This window comes from Mycobacterium intracellulare ATCC 13950, assembly GCF_000277125.1.
Classification (GTDB): Bacteria; Actinomycetota; Actinomycetes; order Mycobacteriales; family Mycobacteriaceae; genus Mycobacterium; species Mycobacterium intracellulare.
Window position 1 is genome coordinate 1,485,915 of sequence record NC_016946.1, and the last position, 19,307, is coordinate 1,505,221.

A 19,307-nucleotide genomic window follows, 5' to 3' on the forward strand; every position below is an offset into this window, starting at 1 on the left:
GAATCGCCGGATCTGATGCCTTTCGACCACCGTCAGCTGCGCGACAAGTGGTATAGCGCCGGTTGGTACTCCGACCGCACCTGCCTGGACGCCTTCGAAGCGGGGGCGGTCGAGCACAAGGACGTGCCGTTGACTTTCATCATCGGCGATTCGGTGTCCAGTCCGACGGTATGCGAAATCCACGACCGGGCCGTGGCGTTGGCGGCGTCGTTGCAGCGGCTGGGGGTGCGCGACGGCGACGCCGTCGCGGTACAGCTGACCAATCGTGTCGAGTGTGCAGTCGCTTATCAGGCGGTGTTGTTGTGCGGGGCAGTGCTGGTGCCGATCGTGCACATCTACGGTATGGCCGAGGTGGCCTTCGTTCTCGACCAGTCGGCTGCAAAGGTACTGATCATGCCAGAGCGGCACGGATCGATCGTGTATAGCAAAAGGCTGCAAGATCTTTCGCGGATCGACTCACTGCAGCATGTCGTCATGCTAGACGCCGAGTCGGGCGAGGGCTATCTCGCGTGGTCGCAACTGGACACATCCGCCGCCCGGTACCGGCGCCCCGCAGTGGCCGCCGACGATATCTGTCTGCTGCTGTACACATCGGGCACCGCGTCGGCGCCTAAAGGTGTACAGCACACCCACAACACGGTTCTCGCCGAGCAGAGAACCATGCCGGCGCTGCTGGCCGGTAAACCCGACGACGTGTCGCTGGTGACCTTTCCGCCGGGCCACATCGCGGGCGTCGGGTCGATGCTGCGGCCGTTGCTCAGCGGCGCCCGGACTGTCTTCATGGATGGTTGGGACCCGGCGCAGGCGGTCGAGGTGGTGCACCGTTTCGGCGTGACCTGCACTGCGGGCACACCATTTCACCTCGCGGGCATCCTTGATCTGGGTGACACCGGAGACAAGCTGGCAAGTCTGCGGGAGTTTCTGGTCGGCGCCGCACCGGTCGCCGAGGAGATCGGCCGGCGTGCTGCGCAAGCGGGGATCAGCACCTTCCGCAGTTACGGCGCCACCGAACATCCCACCATCACCGGCGAACACGAGGGACAGCCGCAGTGGGCCCGGCTGAGTACCGATGGAAAACCGCTCCCGGGCTCAGAGATTCGCATCGTCGGGTCCGACGGCGCGGACTGCCCGATCGGGATAGATGGCGAGGTCGTCGTGCGCGGTCCCGATCAATTCGTCGGCTACCAGGATTACGCTTTGAACGCTGAGGCGTTCACTGACGACGGTTGGTTTCGCACCGGCGATCTCGGGCACCTTGACGCCCACGGCAGATTGACCATCACCGACCGGATCAAGGACGTCATCATCCGCGGTGGCGAGACCATCTCCTCGGGTCAGGTCGAAGAGGTGCTCAACGCACACCCTGCGGTCGCCGACGGTGTTGCCGTCGCAGCCCCGGATTCGCGTTACGGCGACGTGGTCGCCGCGGTCGTGGTGCTCAAACCCGGGTATGCGCTCAACCTCGACGACCTGCGGGCCCACTTCGCGGCATCCGGGCTGGCCCGGCAGAAGACCCCGGAACGTCTCGCCATCGTCGACGAGCTACCGCGCACGTCGTTGGGCAAAGTGCGCAAAGCGCAACTGCGCAGTGACCACTTCGGCGCCGCTGGGCGTTAGTGTGACCGGACCCCGAAGTCGATGTCCGCAATGCCGGAGAACGGCGTGAAGCCGGCCTTGTCCAGCCATGACGGCGCTGCCTTATGTCCCGGTTCGGGGCGTGCCCAGTCCACCCAGGAGCCCCAGTCCTCGCGGCGCAACTTCTGTTGCAGCGTTTGCGGATGTGCGTCGGCGGCCGTGGCATAGCGCTTCGCGAATTGCTTCATCTCGGCCGGAATCCAAACGTCCTCCTCGGAACGCCACTTACCGCCGCCGGCATACTCGATGAATTGATACGAGGGGAAGTCGATGGGCGCCCCGCCCGGCTCCGGGTTGTCGGCACGGTTGACCACCTTGTACGCGACGCGGGCGCCGTCGACGACGTACCAGACGAGCGGGCTGTAGACCTGCGGTGCCGCTCCCATCGTCCCCTCGAGGAACTTGGTGATCTCCGCCGGGCCGGTGAACGTTCCGTAGAAGTGGTCGAAGTACGTCGCGTCTTCGGTGAACAGGTGTGCCCAGGCGTGCCAGTCCTCGAGTACCGGCCCGGTCATGAAATACCGCCGGAACTCCCGCTCGACCTCTTCGACGTCCGCCGTGGTTTTCATCCTCCGAGCCGCAGGCCCGTGTTTCGGGTGCCGAACACGTCGGTGGCCATGATGGCGCCGAGTTTTTGTGCATCCCAGCGCTTTTCGCCATTCGAGACAGACGCGACGGGGTGCCAGCCCTTCAGGAGCTGGAGATGTTCGCCCATCGCACGGATCACTTGACCGCTGACGTGGCCGGCCTCGGGGCTGGCCAGCCAGGCCACCACCGGCGACCCCAGTGAGGGGTCCTTGGGGTCGAACTCGTCCTCCGCGCGCTCGTCGGGCTCGATCGGAGCCTGCGCGCCGGGCATGGAGGCCGACATCCGGGTGCGCCCACCCGGGCTGATCGCGTTGACGGTGGCGCCGATCGACGCCAACTCCAGGCTCAGTGTCTGGGTCAGACCGACGATTGCGGCCTTGGCCGCGCTGTAATTGGTCTGCCCGAAGTGGCCGTGCAGACCGGCGCCGGAGGTGGTGTTGATGATTCGGCCGTAGACCTTTCCGCCGGATTCCTTCGATTCCGCGCGCCACTTGCGAGCGACCGCGCGGCTGGTGAGCCAGCTACCGCGAACGTGCACCCGCATCACCAGGTCGAAATCGTCGGCGGTCATGTTCCAGATCGCCTTGTCGCGAACGATTCCTGCGTTGTTGACGACGATGTCCAGCCGCCCCAGCTGCGAGTAGGCACGCTCGACGGCGAGGTCGACCTGCTCCTCGTCGCCGACATCGCTGAAGTCGGAAACAGCGGTACCACCGCGGCTTTCGATGATCGCCACCACCTCGTCGGCCACCTTGCCGGTGCCCTCGCCGGACAGGCTGGTGCCGAGGTCGTTGACGATCACGGTGGCGCCGTGCTTGGCGAGTTCGAGAGCGTGGCCCCGGCCGATGCCGTGCCCCGCCCCGGTCACCAGGGCGACTTTGCCATCGAGCAGTCCGGTCATGGGTTCTCCTCGCTAGGTGTGAAGACTGTCAGATAGGGGCTGTCGGGATCGGTGTCGTCGACCGGGCGGAAGACGGCGGTAACCGGCATTCCGACCCGAAGGTCGTCGAAGTCCGCGCCTTCAATCGTCGTCATCAGCCGAGGGCCTTCGGTCAGTTCGACGAGCGCGGCGACATACGGCACTCGCTCCTTGAACGGCGCCAGATCATTCACGTAGACAGTCGAATACGTGTAAAGGGTTCCAGTTCCGCTGGCCTGTACGGGCGCAACGTCCTCGCTCCAGCAGAACGGGCAGAACGGGCGGGGGTAGTGATGGACCTTGCCGCACGCTGAGCATTCGGCGATCAACAATTGACCCTGCCTGGCGGCCTCCCAGTAGGGAGCGCTTGCCGCGTCGATGGTCGGAATGTCAGCGCGAGCCACCTTTACCACCCGGTGAACTCGGTCGGTCGTTTCTCCACGAACGCCTGCACGCCCTCGGTGGAGTCGTGTGAATACGACTGGATCTCCTGTGCCATTGCCTCCGCGACGAATGCACCGGAGCGGTCGGTGTCGGGTGAGTCGTTGAGCAGCCGTTTGGTGAACGCGATCGCGGAGGTCGGCGCTCCGGCCAGCCGGCCGGCGAAGTCGGCGACCGTAGCGTCGAAGTCGGCGGCGCTGACCACCCGGTTCACCAGACCCAGCGTGAATGCTTCGGTGGCTGAGAGCTTTTCGCCGAAGAACGCCATCTCCTTGGCTTTCTGCATGCCAATGCGGCGGGGCAGTAGATAACAGCCGCCGCCGTCGACAACCAGCCCACGCTTGACGAATGACTCTGCGAAGTAGGCGTTTTCGGTAGCGATCACCAGGTCGGAGGCGTACACGACGTGGGCCCCTAGGCCCGTCGCCGCACCATGCACTGCGGCAATCACCGGTTTATTGCAGTCCAGCACGCTGGCCACCAGCTTCTGGGCGCCGTTCATGATGCGCCGGGTAGGCTCCAGCACTCGCTTCTGGCCCCGCGCGCGCCGTTCGGCGAGCGATCCAACGTCGGCGCCGGAGCAGAAGTGCTTGCCGTTGGCCCGCAACACCACCACACGTACCTTCTCGTCGGCGTCGGCGGCGGCCAGTAGCGCGATGAGGGCATCGCGGTCGTCGGGACGTACCGCGTTGGCGGCTTCGGGCCGGTTCAGGGTGATCGTCAAGACGCCGTCCGCGATGTCGGACAAAACTGCTGCCTGCGTGTTCATGGTGTGTACGTGGCCTTCAGGTGTTTGATGCCGTTAACGAAGTTCGACCTCAGCATGACCGGTTCGCCCGCGGCGGTGATGTCAGGGTAGCGCGCGTAGAGCATCTGGAATGCCACGTTCAGCTCAAGCCGGGCCAGGTGCGCACCCAGGCAATAGTGCGGTCCCGGGCCGCCGAAAGCGATGTGGTTGTTGGGTTTCCGCGCGATGTCGAAGCGCTCCGGCTGGTCGAAGACCGCGGGGTCGCGGTTGGCGGCGGGATACCAGACCACAACTTTGTCGCCGGCGTTGAAGGTGTGGGTGACCTCGCCGTGGGCGTCGGTCAGCGTCACGCCGTCGCGGGTCACCGTACGGCGAAAGTGGATCACCGGGCTGGCGTATCGCAGGATCTCCTCGACCGCGGTGGACACCATGTCGTCGTAGTTCGCCAACAGTCGGTCGCGCTGCTCGGGGTGGGCGCTGAGAATGAGCAGCCCGTGGGTAAGTGCATTGCGGGTGGTCTCGTTGCCCGCGCCGATCAGCAGGATGAAGAACTTCGCCAGCTCCTGGGGTGTGAGGTTTTCTTCGTCGGAGTTGACCAGTTTGCTGATCACGTCGTCGCGGGGATGGGCGATGCGGTCCTCGGCGATGCCCTTGAGCAACTCGATGAGCTGCTCGCTGATCTCGGTGACCGCGGCTCCGATGCCCGCGACGGTCTGGTCGGGTACGTACTCGGGGTCCGAGGCGCCGAGCACGATGTTGGTCGCCCGCAGGATGAACTGTTCGTGTTCGCGTGGAACGCCGAGCATGGTGTCGATAATGCGCAGCGGCAGCAGCGTGGCGAACGAAGAGACGAAGTCGCACTCACCCGTGCGCGGCATCTCCTCGAGGATCTCGGCGGTGGTCTCTTCGACCAGGCCACGCAGCTCGGAGAGTATGCGGGGGGTGAAGCCCCGCGAGACAATCTTGCGCAGCCGCATGTGTTCGGGATCGTCCATGTCGATGATGGAGCCGCGGTATTCGCGCATCTCGGCGGTCTGGTCGAAGATCTGCGTGCCCTGCCCGGAACTGAAGTCGCCGGGGCGGCGGCTGATGTCGACGACGTCGCGGTGGGCGCCGATCGCCCAGAACCCGCGGGGCCGCGGCGAGTCGGGTCGGTTGGTGCGGACGAACACCGGGCCGCCGGCCTCGCGAAGGCGCCGGTAGAGCTCGCTCCGTTCAGCCGGACGCTCCTGCCACCACCGCAGATCGATCAGTGGTGCGAACTGCTGCTCGTCGGTGTCGATCGCGCTCACAGCACCCGATTCTGGCACCCATGTCACTTATAGGCAATGCCGGGGTGCTAGATCAGATCGGGCAATGTCTCAATATTTGTTCGCTCGCGGCACGAGTTATCTAACGTTAGTGTCACTGCAAACGGAGGAACGGAGAAGAGCACATGACTTTACGGGTCGGCATCATCGGCGTCGGGTGGGGCGCACGTGTGCAGGTGCCCGGTTTCCGGGCGGCGAAGGGCTTCGAGCCCGTCGCGCTCTGTGCGCGTACACCCGATCGGCTGGAGCGTGCGGCGGCCAAACTGGGCATCGAACAGACCTCCACCGATTGGCAGTCTTTCGTTACCCGCGACGACCTAGACGTCATCTCGGTCGCGACTCCCACCGTGCTGCACCACGAAATGACGATCGCCGCACTGGCGGCGGGTAAGCCGGTGTTGTGCGAGAAGCCGCTGGCGGGCGACCTCGAAGCGGCCCGCCACATGGTGCGTGCTGCGACCGATTCCAAGCTGCCCACCGCCTGCTGTTTCGAAAACCGGTGGAACCCGGACTGGTTGGCAGTCGCCGACAAGGTGCGCTCGGGCTTTCTCGGTTCGCAGTACCTCGCCCGGGTCAGTCGCAGCGCGTCGTATTGGCATCCGAGTCATCCACTGCAGGCACATTGGATGTACGACCGCGAGCAGGGCGGCGGCTATCTGGCCGGCATGCTGGTGCACGATCTGGACTTCCTGACCAGCCTGCTCGGCCGCCCGGTGTCGGTGTGCGCGGAGGTGCGCACCAGCGATCCTGTCCGCGAACTGCCCGACGGGGGGACCCTACCGGTCACCGCCGATGACACCGCGGCACTGCTGATGCGTATGGAGTCGGGGGTGACCGTCATTTTGAGCCTCTCCGTTATGGGCGCCCACGCCGATCACTACCGCCTCGAATTGTTCGGCTCCGATGGCACCATCATCGGCGACGGCGACTTGCGTTCCGCGGCATACAGCCTCGGCGCCGCCACCGATGCGGGATTGAGTCCCCTGACGGTGGATGAACGCGAGCCCGCGCACCCCGAGCGGTTGCCCGGGGGCCTGGCGGGTCACGCCAGCAGGGCTATGGCGCTGATGCTGCAGGACTGGCTGCCCGCGTTCGACGGTGGTCCCAGCGGCGCGGCTACCTTCGAGGACGGGCTGTTGTCGCTCGCGGTGATCGACGCCGCGCACCGCTCCGCCGAAGGCGGAGGGTGGGAGCAGGTGCAGGTTTGAGATGTGCGACTAAAAATAGGCTTCACCTCGACGGTGGCGCGACCCGAATGAACTGCGTCAAGAGTGAACAACGGCGCGGCTTGCAACGTCGTGATCGCCTGCCGTTGGCTCCGACGATGTGATTGATCGTCAAGCGCAGAGGGCTGTAGTCGGGACGTAATCAGTAGCGGAAGGGAAGTGCCCAATGAGAGGCGGACCGTCGATCAAGCATCTCGACGACGTACCGGCTGAGGAGATGCTGCGTTATGAGTTCGCAGATGGCCGTACGGCGTCGATATGGGAGAAGTGGATTGAGCTGTCTCCCCGGTACTTCGCGTTCTGGAACAAGTGGGACCCGGGGGCCATCTCCTCGCAGCACGGTCACACCGGCGATCACAGCAATTTCATCCTGGCCGGCGAGATCCGCTGCGGCGACGTGGTCGCCCGCGCAGGCACGCACATCATGCTTGAGTGGGGGGACGTATTCGGACCTTGGGAGGCCGGCCCGCAGGGGTGTGAACTGTATGGGTTCATCGCCGGTGAGGGACAACCGTTCGGCGGCGATACCGCCGCGTACGAGGCACTGCTCGAGGCGCGTGGCGCCCGGTCGGTACCGTTACCGATGCCAAAAAATCTACCGCCGTGGATACGTGCCAAACTGGGTGCCTCATTCACCTCATCGATTACCAACTGGGTGGCGTCGACCTGAGCCGCGCGGGTGTAGCGCCCGGTCGTCGGGTTAGTTGAGGGACGAGCCGGCATCAACCGTCACGTGCCGGCCGGTTATCGCTCGCGATTCGTCCGCCGCCAAGAATGCCACCGCGGCGGACGCATCCGTGTCAGCCCAGGTCGTAACAGGCCATGACATGGTGGAAAGCGACGCCGCGCCAACGCGATCAACGTCGAGCATGACGGGCCGATACAGCCGTCCGGCGTAGCCAGAGTCGTAGCCGTTCTCCGAACCGCTGGCGGTATTCACCCGAATACCAAGTGGCGCAAGCTGTTTAGCTAGCATCTGCACATACTGCGAAACCATCGACTGCGCGAGTTCATACGCCGCCCCGCCGGGTCCCTGCGGCCGATCGTGGAGAGGTCCTTGCGCCGACGATGAGGGACCAGAAGCGATAAGGGACGCGCCTTCGCTCAATCGTGGCATCGCGGCGCTGAAAGTGTTTACCACGCCGAGAAAGTCGACGTCGAACGTATCGATGAAGGCCGCGATCGGGGCTTCCGCCCGAGTTGGGGCGATGGCGGCGCTCGCGACGACGACGTCGAGCGCGCCGAGTTGCCGTACCGCGGTGTCGACTGCGATCTCCATTTCGGTTCGATCGCAGACATCGCAGCGGTACACCGCCGCTCGTCGGTCGAGCTTCTCGATCATGCAAGCGGTGCGGTCGAGGTCTTCGCTAGTGGCGAGCGGATAGTCACACGAAGGGATGTTGTCACACAGATCTACCAACATGATGTCTGCGCCTTCGCGGGCCAAACGTAGCGCGTGGCTTCGACCCCGTCCTCTGGCTGCACCGGTCACGAGCGCCACCTTGCCTGCCAGACGTCTGCTGATCATGTCGCTCCTCCCCAGAGCCATCCCGCGGTCGCGAGCGTCCCGGCAGTGTCCACGCACTTCAGCCGAGGAGATGACATCTCGCTTCCTTTCTCACGCTGCACTCGGTCGATGTGCCGCCAGATCGTCCGGTCACGTGCCCAGCGGACCTCGTATGTGAGACCGCATCGCCTCAGCCGAGTGATCCCTCGGCGGGCGGATAAATCAGTACGCCACGGATATTGGCGCCGGCGTGCATGTCGGCGTAGCCGTCGTTGACCTTCTCCAGGGGGTAGGTGCGGGTGACCATGGATTCGAGGTCCACCTGCCCGGCGCTGTACAACTCGAGGATCTTAGGGATGTCGGCACGGGGATTGCCCGAGCCGTAGAGGGTTCCGACAATCTGCTTCTCGGTCAGGGTGAGGTCCATCAGATTAGCCCGGATCTCCCGTTCCAGCATTGGGTGGATGTTGGTGACCACCAGCCGGCCACGCTTGGCCGTCATGGCCAGCGCCTGGCCGACCAGTTGGCCGTCACCGACTCCCATAGCACAGATGAACTTGTCTACGCCGCGGTTCCAGGTAGCTTCGGCAACAACGGCTTTCGCCTCGTTCCAGTCGGCCGCGGTATGAGTGGCTCCCATCTTGACCGCTTCGGCCCGTTTGTACTCCGAGGGGTCGATGACGGTGATGGTGCGGGCACCCGCGAGCCGCGCGCCCTGGACTGCCGCGGCGCCGATGCCACCGACCCCGGCGATGGCAACGGTGTCGCCCGGCCTGACGTTGGCGGCATAGACCGATGATCCCCAACCGGTGATGAAGCCGCAGCCCAGAAGACAGGCCAGGTCGAGGCGATAGTGGTCCGGGATCTTCACGCAACTGGCCTCGTGCACCACGGTGTGGTGGGCAAACGAGCCGATACCGCAGGCCAGCGCGAGGTCGTCGCCACCGAGATGGTGGCGAGCGGTGCCGTCGTGAATCTGCATGCCCGAGTAGATCTTTGCGCCGAGGTCGCACAGACTCTGGTGGCCCGTCGAGCACGACGGGCACCGTCCGCACGACGGGATGAAGCTGAACACCACGTGGTCGCCCGGCGACAGCCACGACACGTGCTCACCGACGGCCTTGACCACGCCCGCGCCCTCGTGCCCGCCGATGCAGGGCAATCGGATCGGCATGTCGCCGGTGACGAGATGGTCGTCGGAGTGACACATGCCCGAAGCGTGTAGTTCGATCAGCACCTCGGTCGCCTTCGGCGCGTCGAGCTCGATGGACTCGATGGACCAGGGTGTGTTGCGTTCGAACAAGACCGCTGCTTGAGTCTGCACTGGAATCCCTTCCGGCTCAACGGATGATGGCTTGATGCTCGACAAACCCGGCGATGCCCTCGGGGCCCCCCTCGCGGCCGATGCCGGACTGCTTGAATCCGCCGAACGGGCTGGCGAAGTCGAGCACGGCGGTCGAGTTGACGGCCACGGAACCCACCAGCAGCTGGGCCGCCACCGCCGCCGCCCGTTCCGTGTCGGCAGACCACACCGCGCCGACCAGCCCGTACCGGGAGTCGTTGGCGATGGCCACCGCCTCAGCGACGTCGTCGGCGCCGGTGTCGTCGTAGGCGATCACGACCGCGACCGGTCCGAAGACCTCTTCGCGGGCGATCTCCATGTCGTTGGTCGCGGCGACGACCGCGGGAGAGAGGAACCACCCTGGACGGTTGGGCCGCTCGCCGCCGACCAACACGGTGGCGCCGTCCTGCCGCGCGCGCCGCAGGAACCCCTCGACCCTGTCGCGCGCAGCCTCGTTGATCAGCGGACCGATATCGGTGACCCGGTCGGCGGGATCCCCGACGATCAGCTCGGCGACGGCGGCCGTCAGTGCGGCCACAAATTCGTCGTAGCGGCTGCGCGGCAACACGATTCGCGTCAGAGCGGCGCACAGCTGACCGTTGTTGCCCATCACGCCGGCGACCAAACCCGGCACCGTCGTCTCAAGCGGCGCATCGGGCAGCACGATGGCCGCGGACTTGCCGCCCAGTTCGGTGCTGCAGCGGCGGATTCGGGAGCCACACGACGCTGCGATCCTGGCACCGACGGCCGTCGAGCCGGTGAAGCTGACCTTGTCGACCCCCGGATGTTCGGTGAGCAGCTCGCCGGTTTCAGCGCCCCCGTTGACGACGTTGACGACTCCGTCGGGCAGTCCAGCTTCCTCGATCGCCTCCATCAGCACGCCGAATTCGAGCGGGGCATCGGGCGCCGGCTTGAGCACCACTGTGCACCCCGCCGCCAGGGCGGGGCCGAGCTTTAGCGCTGCGATGAACAGCGGTGTGTTCCATGGCACGATGGCGCCGACCACGCCGACGGGAAGCTGACGCACCTCGACGGTGCCGCCCGTCACCGATGGACGGGTGGTCGAGAAGGGATAGTGCGGGGTGATCGACGCGTAGGCGCGCAGCACGCCGACCGCGGTGATGACCTGACCGAAGGTGCTCCAGGATCGCGGCGAGCCGATCTCCGCGGTGGTCAGGTCGGCCAGTTCACCCTTGCGGGCGCTCAGCGCGTCGGCGAGTCGCCCCAATGCGGCACCGCGATCGGCAGGAGCGACCCGCCCCCACGACTGCAGCGCGCCGCGGGCGGCGGCGACCGCGGCGCCCACGTCGTCGGGGCCGGCAATACCGACGGTGCCCAGCAGCTCGCCGGTGGCCGGCGACGTCACATCCAGTGTTCCGGCGTGCGCGCCCGACACCCATTTGCCTGCGGCATAGCTTGCCGCCAACTCCACCATGGGCACCGATTCTGGCAGCAATGTCATCTTTGGACAAGCAGTCCATTGGCTACGAAGCGACGATTTAGTTTCAGGTCTTCACTTTTTCTGACAGTATTGGTCACTATGACTGCATCGCCCGATAACGACGCCGACGGTAATTCCGGACGGCCGTGGGACCTGGTCGTGGAGCAGGGCAAGGTCGCCGAGTTCGCTGAGGCCATGTTGTGCGACGATCCCGCCTACCGTGGTCCTGACGCGATCATCCCGCCGACATTCCTGACGACCGCAGGCCGCTGGGCCCCGGCCGGTGTCCGGGTTGACGTGGGTTTCGACCGCAAGCGCTTGCTGCACGGCGAACAGGAATACACCTTTCACTCCGCCCCGCCCGCGGCCGGTGACGTCCTGACCGCACGGGAGAGGATCGTCGACCGGTACTCGAAACCGGGCAAACGTGGGGGCACGATGCGTTTCGCCACCGTGGTTACTGAGTACCGCGACGCCGGCGGAGCGCTCGTCGCCGAGGCCAAAGCCACCTTCATCGAGACGGCCCCCCGATGAGTCCCGGCGACGGCGCAGGCGGACAGACCACGACGACCACCGCATTGCGTGTCGGCGTGCAGGCGCCGGTCCGCGAGTTCGGACCACTGACTCGGCAGATGTTCGTCCGCTACGCAGGCGCGTCCGGTGATTTCAACCCCATGCATTACGACGATCAACTCGCGCGTTCCGCCGGCTACCCTTCGGTGTTCGCCCAGGGCATGTTCTCCGCGGCGCTACTGGCCGGGTTCGCCACCGATTGGCTGGGCGCGGGCAGCGTGCGCCGTTTCGGCGTCCGCTTTCGCGAGCAGGTCTGGCCGGGCGACGTGTTGACCTGCTCGGGCACCGTGACCGCCGTGTCGGCGGAGCCTGACGCCGAACGGGTGATCGTGGAGTTGACCGCTACCCGGCAGACGGGCGGCGTCGCGATCACCGGCACGGCCGAGTTCGTCAACCCGCGGAACGCCGCTCGATGCGGCGCGGGTGACGCGGATCGGCCATAGGCTGGAAACATTATGTCCGAAGCCTCGATCGTCCGCCGGGCCAGCTACGGCCCCTCCAGCCCCGCAGTGGGCGCTCGCGGTGCCAACACCCGGGGCCGTATCGCCGAGGTCTCGCTGGAGCTATTCGGCCGGGTGGGCTACTTCGACACCTCGGTCGACGCGATAGCCAAAGCGGCAGGGGTGTCCCGGGCCACCCTGTACCAGTACTTCAAAGGCAAGGACGAGATCTTCCTGGAGCTGCTCAACGAATGCGGCAGCGCGTTGTTTCGGGTGGCGCGTCGCATCGGTCCGCTCGGCCCGGACGAGGTCGGCTTCGACAATCTGAACTGGTGGCTAGGGGAGTGGAGTTGGGTGTTCGACAAATACTCCACGATGTTCGTGCAGTGGACGGCGATCGCCTCGTCGGACACCAAGGTGCGTCCCGAAATCACCCGGTTTGTACGCGGTTATAACCACCGCCTCGCGGAGCGGCTCGCCGGCTCGGGCCTCAACGGCCTGGACCCGGAGGTCGCGGCCATGGCGATGACCGCGCTGGTGCACCGCATCAATCTGTTCGTACATACCGACCGCGCTTATGGCCGTAGCGCCAAGGATGCGGTCGACACGTTGTCGGTATTCCTGCAGCTGATGTTGTTCCCTGACACCCCACGATCGGTGCTGCGGTCACTGTCTTTGCACGCCAGCACGGATCCGGCGGCCGACATCGACGCCCTCAAGGCACCTCCGGCCCCAGACATCGCGGGGCTCTCGATCAGCGAGCGCACCACCAGCCTCAGTAAGCGCGCCGTCACCACCGTAAATGCTTTGGCCGATGCCGGCGCAGCCCAGTTCCGCGCCCGAGGCTATCGCAGCACCAGTGTCGATGACATTGTCGAGGCGGCCAACGTGGCGCGGGGCACGTTCTACAAGTACTTCAGCGACAAGCAGGATCTGCTCGCCGCCGTGGCCGCCGAAATTTACGGGGCCGGAACGGCATTCGCCCACCGGATCGCCGACGTCGACCCAGTGGCCAAGAAGTCGACGCTGCGGCACTGGCTGCGTACCTACGTCGAGTTCTACGACCGGTATTCGGGATGCATCGAAGCGTGGGCCGAAGGCGCCACCGACGACCCCACCATCGTGAGCATCGGGGAGAACGGCCAGGTGCAGATGGATATCGGCGCGGCCAGGATGCTGATCCGCGGACCGGGTCGGTATCCGTTCGACCCGGTGGTCTCCGCACTGATCCTGCGTGCGCTCGTCACCCGGGTGCCGCAGGCCGCTCTCGATCTGCCCGAACCGATTGACGCCGACGAGCTCGTCGATGTGTTAATGACTTGCATCAACCGCGGATTCTTCGGACGCGCGAAGTAGATCGAGTCCTGAGCTATGCCGTCGTAACACCAGCGGCGATGAGTTCGTCGGTCGCCTGTGCGGAATATCCCAACTCGTGCAAAATCTTTCGGCTGTGCTCGCCCAGCGCGGGCACGTCACCAATCACCGGATCGACGCCTGCCAGGCCCGCGGGCGGCGGCAGCGCGGCAGCCGGACCGCCGGGCGTCTGAATCTCGTGCCATCGATCCCGGCCGACGAGTACCGGATGTAGCCACAAGTGATCAACACCGTTCATGCGCGCGTGCGCCACGCCGGCGCTCTGCAGGCGCGCTTCGAGTTCTTCAGCGCTCAGCCGCGCCGCCACGGTGGTGATAATCGACTCCAACTCATCGCGGTGCGCTACCCGATCAGGGTTCGTAGCGAACCGCGGTTCGTCGACGAGATCTCTTCTTTCCAAGACGATTTCGCAGAACCTCAGCCATTCGGCTGAATTCTGCACGCCCAGCAACACGGTGCCGCCGTCGCCCGCGGTCACCGGGCCGTACGGGGCGATCGTCGGATGCCGCGCGCCGGTGCGTGGTGGCGCCTTTCCCCCGTAGCGGCCGTAGTAGAGGGGTTGGGACATCCATTCGACCAACGCGTCGAATAACGACACCGAGACCGGCCGCACCGCGCCGGTGGTGGCGCGGGTGTAAAGCGCGGTGAGGATTCCGGAGAAGGCGAACATGCCGGCGGCGATGTCGGCGATCGATACACCGGTGCGCGCCACCTCCGCCGGCGAACCGGTCACCGACAACAACCCGGCCTCGGCTTGTACCAAAAGGTCGTAGGCCTTGCGGTCGCGCCAAGGTCCGTCCTGTCCATAGCCGCTGATGGTCGCCGTGATGGTCCGTGGGTGCGCGCGCGCCACCGATTCGGTGTCCAAGCCCATCCGAGCCGCGGCACCCGGCGCCAGGTTTTGCACCAGCACGTCGGCGCCCTCGAGTAGACGCTCAACGATGCGTCTGCCCTCGGGCTGCTTGAGGTCGACAGTCAACGACTCTTTGCCACGATTGAGCCAGACGAAGTAGCTCGACTCCCCGTGCACTGTGCGGTCGTAGCCGCGGGCGAAATCGCCGCCCTGCGGACGCTCGACCTTGATTACCCGTGCGCCGAGGTCCGCCAGCTGTCGGGTGGCGTACGGCGCGGCGACCGCCTGCTCGAGGCTCACGACGGTTATGCCGGCCAGTGGCGCACTCGTCATGTCGCCGGCGAATTCCGGGCCGGCTGACCGGTCCAACCGCCTGCCTCGTATTCGGCTGTAATACCCGAACCGCGGACGCACACAGTGCAGCACCCCCGAGGATTAGATGACGGATACGTCAGAAAATCATATCAGGATGACCTCGTAGCCCCTGGATGCATTGCGCAGACAGAAAACACCATATGTATGCGGTGTCAGATTATGGCTAGGCTCATCAGGTGGTAGATAGCTGCCCGCAGGCACCGGCGGGTCCTCTGAATGGCATCAAGGTCGTCGAACTCGCGGGCATGGGACCCGGGCCACACGCCGCAATGTTGCTCGCCGACCTGGGTGCCGAAGTGACGCGGGTTCAGCGGCCCGGGGGTGGTGGTGGGGGCGCCCAGCTGCGTGGGCGCCGGATCGTTTTCGCCGATCTCAAAGACGCCGCCGAGCTCAACGGGGTGCGCCACCTCATCGACGATGCTGACGTTCTCATCGAGGGGTTCCGACCCGGCGTCGTCGAACGCCTCGGCCTCGGACCTGACGAATGCTGCCGTCGTAACCCGAGATTGGTTTACACCCGCATAACCGGATGGGGCCAGACCGGTCCCCGAGCTCGACAGGCCGGCCATGACATCAACTACGTCGGCCTCACCGGATTGCTTCACGCCATGGGTGACCCGGATCGTCCGCCGGCGCCACCCCTGAATCTGGTCGGCGACTACGGTGGTGGCTCGCTATTCGCGGTCGTGGGCGTCCTTGCCGCCTTGCTAGAGCGACACGCCTCGGGGCGAGGCCAGGTGATCGATGCCGCGATTGTCAACGGCGCACCGATGCTGGGCCACATCCTGTGGGCGATGCTCGGCGACGGCCGGTGGTCAGACGGGCGGGGTGACAACATCTTTGATGGCTCGGCGCCGTTCTACCGCACCTACGAATGCGCGGACGGTGGCTACGTCGCCGTGGGTGCGCTTGAACCGGCCTTCTTCGCCGAGTTGCTGCGGCTGCTGGAGATCGACCCGGACACTCTGGGCCCGCAACGGGAGCGTGCCGGCTGGCCCGCGATGCGGGATGCCCTGTCGGACAAATTCCGGGAGGAAACTCGGGACCACTGGGCGCGGGTTTTCTCGGATAGCGACGCATGCGTCACGCCGGTTCTGACCGCGACCGAGGCGATCGACGATCCGCATATGCGGGCACGCAACGTGTTCGTCGACATCGATGGGATCCGTCAACCGGCGTCCGCGCCGCGCTTCTCCCGAACCCCGGCCGCGCAACCGCGGCCCGCGCGCGTGGCGCCTCGATCACGCTGACGCAGCGACGGCCATCCCGGTGATCCATTCCGGCACAGGCTCATAGACCATCGGGGTTACCGGCCGCCCACCGCCCGCGGCGCCCGCGGCAAGCCAGGTCCTGACCTCGTTGGCGCCCGCGCCCGCACGGGTGTGGGCGGTGTCGACGAGCCGAATCAGCGAAGCGACGTCCCAGTTCGACATGGCGTCCAACACTTCGGCGTCCCAATCGGGACGGATCTTGGTGCGCGCTGCCGCCATACCCTCGGCGATGATCCGAGCCCGGTCTTCGTCGCTGAGGTCGTAGGTATCGACCTCCAGACTCGGCGGGGAATGTGACAACCCTCCGGTCCCGATCACCAGCACCCGCTCGGCGATCCCGTCGAGGAACCGGCCAACTTCCGCGCCGAACTCGGCCACTCGACGGCCAGTCGGAAGCGGAGCCGTGGCACAGTTCACCGGCAGCGGGATGACCGGCTTGACCGCCAAGTCGCCGAGCAGATCCCGAACGGGCTGGGCGAACGCGTGATCCAGTCCGATGTCACGACATGCCGCGACGTCGAACCCGGCCGACAGCAGGTGTTCGCACAGTCGGCGTGCCACCGCGGACGGGACATCAAGGTTGCCGGCCGGGTGGCCGCCTTCGGCCAGAATCGATGCGGACAACGCGACCCCGAAGGCGGGTACCACGTGTCGAAACGCGCGGCGGTGGTCACCGCCGAACACGATCACCACGTCGGGATCGAAGTGTTGCGCGCGTTCGGCCGCCGACGTCAGTGCCGAGCGGAACCTGCGACCGAAGGCGCGTTCGACATCGCGCTCCTTACCCGGGCTGTGGCTTGCACAGACAACCAGCCGCTCTGGCGTCACGTCCATCACCTCCGCTAGAAGTGACACTAATGTTAGATCAGTCGCCGGCCGACCACGGCATCACACCGTAATGACGATGCCTTGCGTCAACGCCACGATGACGCCGAGGATCACGATGAACGCCACGCATGCCGCGACAAGCCGGACGGTTTCTCGCTGCAGCGCGGCATTGGTCTGCGGAGGAAGAAAGAATTCAGCGGGCAGCTTGTTCATGCGTTCGCTTGCCACCACGACTCCTTTCGGATCACGGAATGTAGGGGCTGTCGGCGCCGGTCACGGTGCGCAACACCACCAGCGGAATGATCAGGAACACAAAGAAGGTGACCTGGAAGATGATGAACCAGGCGCCCAGTCGCAAGATTTCGAAGCGCCACCGCGGAATCGCCACGTCGTAGTTGAGGTAGTCGTCGAATTCTTGCTGCTTGGTCGAGACCAATTGCTTGGTGGCAACGGCTGTCCCGCCGCGACTTTCGGTGTCGGCAGCCGGATGCAATGCGGTCCGCGGGACGGTGAAGCGATCTAACCGGCAGAATCGCTCAATATGGTTGAGGCCGCGAATCGGCGGTTTACCGGCCCAATAGGCGATCAGGTTGGGCCATATGCACATGATGCCGATGGTCCAGAGCAGTGTGATGCGACCGCCGTTGCCCCACTCCAGAACCGGCCCCATGCCGGGATCGTAGGTCCACCATCCCATCGCCGTGGCGGTGCCCTCGACGGCGAAGTCCCAGATGTAGTTGACTGGAATCGCAAGCACCAACATGGATTTGAGCATGCTCCAGCCGAACCGTGCGGACACCCATTGACTCAGCCACAACACCAGAAGCGCGTGCACTCCCCAGTACACCGCGTAGGCGAACGGCATGAACAACGGATCGTTACGGGTCTTGATCGGTAGCCATTCGAGCAGATGGTGCTGGGCGAACGCCGGGCTGTAGAAGAGCATCTGGCCCCAGTCCCCGATGGTCTCCATCCAATACACCGCGAGGCTGTTGAACAGGAAAAGGAATCCCCAGGTCAGGCGCCGACGACGAATGACGTCGGCGATCGCCAGAACGATGAAGATGCTGCCGGCGATCGGTATCACCCAGTTGAAAAACCAGACGCCAGATGGGTTGAGGGTTGCCGGTGGTGCCAATTGTGATGTGGCGAAGAGCATCGTTGCCTCTCAGCTGGAGGGAGCGGACCCCATTCCGTTCAGCCGATCTTCTACATATGTAACCTAGTTGACTATATTTCGTTTGTCACCAGAATCTGTGATGGAGTGTGCCTCCGCTGTATGACGGCTTGAATGCTGCGGCATACCGGTTGCGGTCCGGCATCCGATGCCGGACATTGACACTATGACAGTGAACTGTCATCTTTGGTAGGTCGTGCCAAAGGAGCTACTAGTGACGGATCTGAAGTCCTCTAGCCGGGCAGAGCCATCGGCCATCGAGCCTCCGCAGATCAAGACGATTCGGCCGGTGCTGTTCTGGTCGAGCCTCGGCACGGTGTGCGTCGTCATCGCCGCTTACGTCTACATCTCCTGGATCGTGTCGGGCAATGCGACCCCGGTGAATCCCGGTCCCGACCCGATCCCCGCGGCCACCCACTGGGCGATGACCGCCTTCCAGATCGCCTGCCCCATACTGGCATTGGCTGCCATCGGCTACGTGATCCGCAAGAGCGTGCGCGAGCGTCAACTCTGCGTCGAAGCTGCCATCGTGATCGGATCGGCGATCGCATGGTGGCACGATCCCCTCATCAACTGGTTTCAGCCGGCACTGTTCTACAACGCCAGCTTGCTCAATTTCGGCAACTGGACGCAGAACATCCCCGGCTGGCTCAGCCCCGACGGTCGATTGATGGCCGAGCCGGTGCTGATGATCGGAATGATCTACATCTGGATGCCGCTGGCCATGGGCTCGATCGCCCGGTGGACCATGGGACGGGCGCGGCACCGATGGCCGACGCTGGGGCCCGTCCGCACCTTCTGCGCCGGTTGGCTTGCGGTGTACGTCATCGAGTTTCCGCTCGAGATCTTTGCGGTGCGCCACGGCCTGCTCGGCTATCCGGCGTCGATTCCCGGCGTCACGCTATGGGCGGGTCAGACGATGCAGATACCGCTCTACGGCCCGATCCTGTGGTCGCTGGTGCTCAGCTCCAGCGGAGCGCTGATGTTCTTTCGCAACCGCGCCGGCCAGATCAGGGTGGAGGCGGGTGTGGAGACGCTGGGGTGGGCAGGGCCACGGGCCAGAGGACTGCTGAGGGTGCTCGCGGTCACCGGGTTTCTGCACGTGGTGGCGATCGGCGTGTACGACCTGCCGGTGAACTTCGCGGGCCTTTACGCGGGGCCGACCCAGACCTACCCGAGCTATCTGCGCACGCAGTACTGCGGACCGGGCACCCCGCGGGCGTGCCCCGACGGCACCCGTTTCGACGATCGCTAGCTCG

Annotated in this window: 20 protein-coding genes; 8 read left to right on the plus strand and 12 right to left on the minus strand. The window is 65.2% G+C overall.

The genetic code is table 11. The features are described 5' to 3' along the window. The first annotated feature begins 15 nt into the window (after positions 1-15). Entirely contained in the window at positions 16-1,617 is a 1,602-nt protein-coding gene (locus OCU_RS32155; protein WP_014379539.1) for an AMP-binding protein, read from the plus strand. Here the strand turns inward: OCU_RS32155 and OCU_RS32160 are convergent. Genes OCU_RS32160 through OCU_RS32180 form a run of 5 tightly spaced genes read right to left on the minus strand, consistent with a single transcriptional unit; the run spans position 1,614 to position 5,623 of the window. Continuing rightward, positions 1,614-2,204, minus strand: coding sequence for a nuclear transport factor 2 family protein (locus OCU_RS32160; protein WP_009953854.1), 591 nt, complete (start codon positions 2,202-2,204; stop codon positions 1,614-1,616). The two genes, OCU_RS32155 and OCU_RS32160, sit on opposite strands and share 4 nt — an antisense overlap. Next, positions 2,201-3,124 carry an SDR family NAD(P)-dependent oxidoreductase gene (locus tag OCU_RS32165; RefSeq protein WP_009953855.1) on the minus strand — a complete coding sequence of 308 codons (924 nt, stop codon included), beginning with the start codon at positions 3,122-3,124 and terminating at the stop codon, positions 2,201-2,203. Before OCU_RS32165 ends, OCU_RS32160 begins: the two co-directional genes overlap by 4 nt. Then, positions 3,121-3,555 carry a Zn-ribbon domain-containing OB-fold protein gene (locus OCU_RS32170; RefSeq protein ID WP_009953857.1) on the minus strand — a complete coding sequence of 145 codons (435 nt, stop codon included), beginning with the start codon at positions 3,553-3,555 and terminating at the stop codon, positions 3,121-3,123. The genes OCU_RS32165 and OCU_RS32170 overlap by 4 nt, the downstream gene beginning before the upstream one ends. Beyond that, positions 3,549-4,352 carry an enoyl-CoA hydratase/isomerase family protein gene (locus OCU_RS32175; protein WP_014379541.1) on the minus strand — a complete coding sequence of 268 codons (804 nt, stop codon included), beginning with the start codon at positions 4,350-4,352 and terminating at the stop codon, positions 3,549-3,551. Before OCU_RS32175 ends, OCU_RS32170 begins: the two co-directional genes overlap by 7 nt. Beyond that, on the minus strand, positions 4,349-5,623 hold the full coding sequence (locus OCU_RS32180) for a cytochrome P450 (RefSeq protein WP_009953860.1): 1,275 nt from the start codon (positions 5,621-5,623) through the stop codon (positions 4,349-4,351). Before OCU_RS32180 ends, OCU_RS32175 begins: the two co-directional genes overlap by 4 nt. A 143-nt stretch (positions 5,624-5,766) precedes the next feature. Between OCU_RS32180 and OCU_RS32185 the strand changes: the two genes are divergently transcribed. Continuing rightward, positions 5,767-6,849 carry a Gfo/Idh/MocA family protein gene (locus tag OCU_RS32185; protein ID WP_009953861.1) on the plus strand — a complete coding sequence of 361 codons (1,083 nt, stop codon included), beginning with the start codon at positions 5,767-5,769 and terminating at the stop codon, positions 6,847-6,849. 184 nt (positions 6,850-7,033) lie between these two features. Next, complete coding sequence (locus OCU_RS32190) at positions 7,034-7,537, plus strand: cupin domain-containing protein (RefSeq protein WP_011724946.1); 504 nt, start codon at positions 7,034-7,036, stop codon at positions 7,535-7,537. A gap of 30 nt (positions 7,538-7,567) precedes the next feature. Here the strand turns inward: OCU_RS32190 and OCU_RS32195 are convergent, their stop codons facing one another. The 3 genes from OCU_RS32195 to OCU_RS32205 form a co-directional block, all read right to left on the minus strand. After that, positions 7,568-8,395, minus strand: a complete 828-nt coding sequence (locus OCU_RS32195) for an SDR family oxidoreductase (protein WP_224112183.1) — start codon at positions 8,393-8,395, stop codon at positions 7,568-7,570. A 169-nt stretch (positions 8,396-8,564) separates the two neighbouring features. Continuing rightward, complete coding sequence (locus OCU_RS32200; RefSeq protein WP_009953864.1) at positions 8,565-9,698, minus strand: NDMA-dependent alcohol dehydrogenase; 1,134 nt, start codon at positions 9,696-9,698, stop codon at positions 8,565-8,567. 16 nt (positions 9,699-9,714) lie between these two features. Further along, complete coding sequence (locus OCU_RS32205) at positions 9,715-11,178, minus strand: aldehyde dehydrogenase (protein ID WP_009953865.1); 1,464 nt, start codon at positions 11,176-11,178, stop codon at positions 9,715-9,717. A gap of 78 nt (positions 11,179-11,256) precedes the next feature. Between OCU_RS32205 and OCU_RS32210 the strand changes: the two genes are divergently transcribed. Genes OCU_RS32210 through OCU_RS32220 form a run of 3 tightly spaced genes read left to right on the plus strand, consistent with a single transcriptional unit; the run spans position 11,257 to position 13,526 of the window. Then, complete coding sequence (locus OCU_RS32210) at positions 11,257-11,691, plus strand: FAS1-like dehydratase domain-containing protein (protein WP_009953866.1); 435 nt, start codon at positions 11,257-11,259, stop codon at positions 11,689-11,691. Beyond that, on the plus strand, positions 11,688-12,173 hold the full coding sequence (locus OCU_RS32215; RefSeq protein WP_009953867.1) for a MaoC/PaaZ C-terminal domain-containing protein: 486 nt from the start codon (positions 11,688-11,690) through the stop codon (positions 12,171-12,173). The genes OCU_RS32210 and OCU_RS32215 overlap by 4 nt, the downstream gene beginning before the upstream one ends. Before the next feature lie 12 nt (positions 12,174-12,185). After that, on the plus strand, positions 12,186-13,526 hold the full coding sequence (locus tag OCU_RS32220; RefSeq protein WP_009953868.1) for a TetR/AcrR family transcriptional regulator: 1,341 nt from the start codon (positions 12,186-12,188) through the stop codon (positions 13,524-13,526). Positions 13,527-13,539: 13 nt separating this feature from the next. Here the strand turns inward: OCU_RS32220 and OCU_RS32225 are convergent, their stop codons facing one another. Continuing rightward, on the minus strand, positions 13,540-14,730 hold the full coding sequence (locus OCU_RS32225; RefSeq protein WP_033722671.1) for a CaiB/BaiF CoA transferase family protein: 1,191 nt from the start codon (positions 14,728-14,730) through the stop codon (positions 13,540-13,542). Positions 14,731-15,017: 287 nt separating this feature from the next. Here OCU_RS32225 and OCU_RS32230 point away from each other — a divergent pair, with 287 nt between their 5' ends. Then, positions 15,018-16,022: a CaiB/BaiF CoA transferase family protein gene (locus OCU_RS32230; RefSeq protein WP_196233644.1), complete on the plus strand. Its 1,005-nt coding sequence runs from the start codon at positions 15,018-15,020 to the stop codon at positions 16,020-16,022. Here OCU_RS32230 and OCU_RS32235 read toward each other — a convergent pair. Genes OCU_RS32235 through OCU_RS32240 form a run of 3 tightly spaced genes read right to left on the minus strand, consistent with a single transcriptional unit; the run spans position 16,014 to position 18,030 of the window. Continuing rightward, positions 16,014-16,877, minus strand: coding sequence for a 3-carboxyethylcatechol 2,3-dioxygenase (locus OCU_RS32235; protein ID WP_009953872.1), 864 nt, complete (start codon positions 16,875-16,877; stop codon positions 16,014-16,016). The two genes, OCU_RS32230 and OCU_RS32235, sit on opposite strands and share 9 nt — an antisense overlap. Positions 16,878-16,931: 54 nt before the next feature. Then, positions 16,932-17,099 carry a DUF7156 family protein gene (locus tag OCU_RS51260; RefSeq protein WP_155254932.1) on the minus strand — a complete coding sequence of 56 codons (168 nt, stop codon included), beginning with the start codon at positions 17,097-17,099 and terminating at the stop codon, positions 16,932-16,934. A gap of 16 nt (positions 17,100-17,115) precedes the next feature. After that, positions 17,116-18,030 carry a spirocyclase AveC family protein gene (locus tag OCU_RS32240; RefSeq protein ID WP_014382043.1) on the minus strand — a complete coding sequence of 305 codons (915 nt, stop codon included), beginning with the start codon at positions 18,028-18,030 and terminating at the stop codon, positions 17,116-17,118. Between the two features lie 232 nt (positions 18,031-18,262). Between OCU_RS32240 and OCU_RS32245 the strand changes: the two genes are divergently transcribed. Continuing rightward, complete coding sequence (locus OCU_RS32245) at positions 18,263-19,303, plus strand: spirocyclase AveC family protein (protein WP_014379542.1); 1,041 nt, start codon at positions 18,263-18,265, stop codon at positions 19,301-19,303. Positions 19,304-19,307: the final 4 nt, after the last annotated feature.

Coding starts and splice junctions, on each gene's coding strand:
- OCU_RS32160 (WP_009953854.1), bottom strand. CDS start 2,204: ATGAAAACCACGGCGGACGTCGAAGAGGTCGAGCGGGAGTTCCGGCGG.
- OCU_RS32235 (WP_009953872.1), bottom strand. CDS start 16,877: ATGGACGTGACGCCAGAGCGGCTGGTTGTCTGTGCAAGCCACAGCCCG.
- OCU_RS32215 (WP_009953867.1), top strand. CDS start 11,688: ATGAGTCCCGGCGACGGCGCAGGCGGACAGACCACGACGACCACCGCA.
- OCU_RS32230 (WP_196233644.1), top strand. CDS start 15,018: ATGGGACCCGGGCCACACGCCGCAATGTTGCTCGCCGACCTGGGTGCC.
- OCU_RS32220 (WP_009953868.1), top strand. CDS start 12,186: ATGTCCGAAGCCTCGATCGTCCGCCGGGCCAGCTACGGCCCCTCCAGC.
- OCU_RS32205 (WP_009953865.1), bottom strand. CDS start 11,178: ATGACATTGCTGCCAGAATCGGTGCCCATGGTGGAGTTGGCGGCAAGC.
- OCU_RS32190 (WP_011724946.1), top strand. CDS start 7,034: ATGAGAGGCGGACCGTCGATCAAGCATCTCGACGACGTACCGGCTGAG.
- OCU_RS32225 (WP_033722671.1), bottom strand. CDS start 14,730: ATGACGAGTGCGCCACTGGCCGGCATAACCGTCGTGAGCCTCGAGCAG.
- OCU_RS32155 (WP_014379539.1), top strand. CDS start 16: ATGCCTTTCGACCACCGTCAGCTGCGCGACAAGTGGTATAGCGCCGGT.
- OCU_RS32195 (WP_224112183.1), bottom strand. CDS start 8,395: ATGATCAGCAGACGTCTGGCAGGCAAGGTGGCGCTCGTGACCGGTGCA.
- OCU_RS32175 (WP_014379541.1), bottom strand. CDS start 4,352: ATGAACACGCAGGCAGCAGTTTTGTCCGACATCGCGGACGGCGTCTTG.
- OCU_RS32210 (WP_009953866.1), top strand. CDS start 11,257: ATGACTGCATCGCCCGATAACGACGCCGACGGTAATTCCGGACGGCCG.
- OCU_RS32165 (WP_009953855.1), bottom strand. CDS start 3,124: ATGACCGGACTGCTCGATGGCAAAGTCGCCCTGGTGACCGGGGCGGGG.
- OCU_RS32185 (WP_009953861.1), top strand. CDS start 5,767: ATGACTTTACGGGTCGGCATCATCGGCGTCGGGTGGGGCGCACGTGTG.
- OCU_RS32240 (WP_014382043.1), bottom strand. CDS start 18,030: ATGCTCTTCGCCACATCACAATTGGCACCACCGGCAACCCTCAACCCA.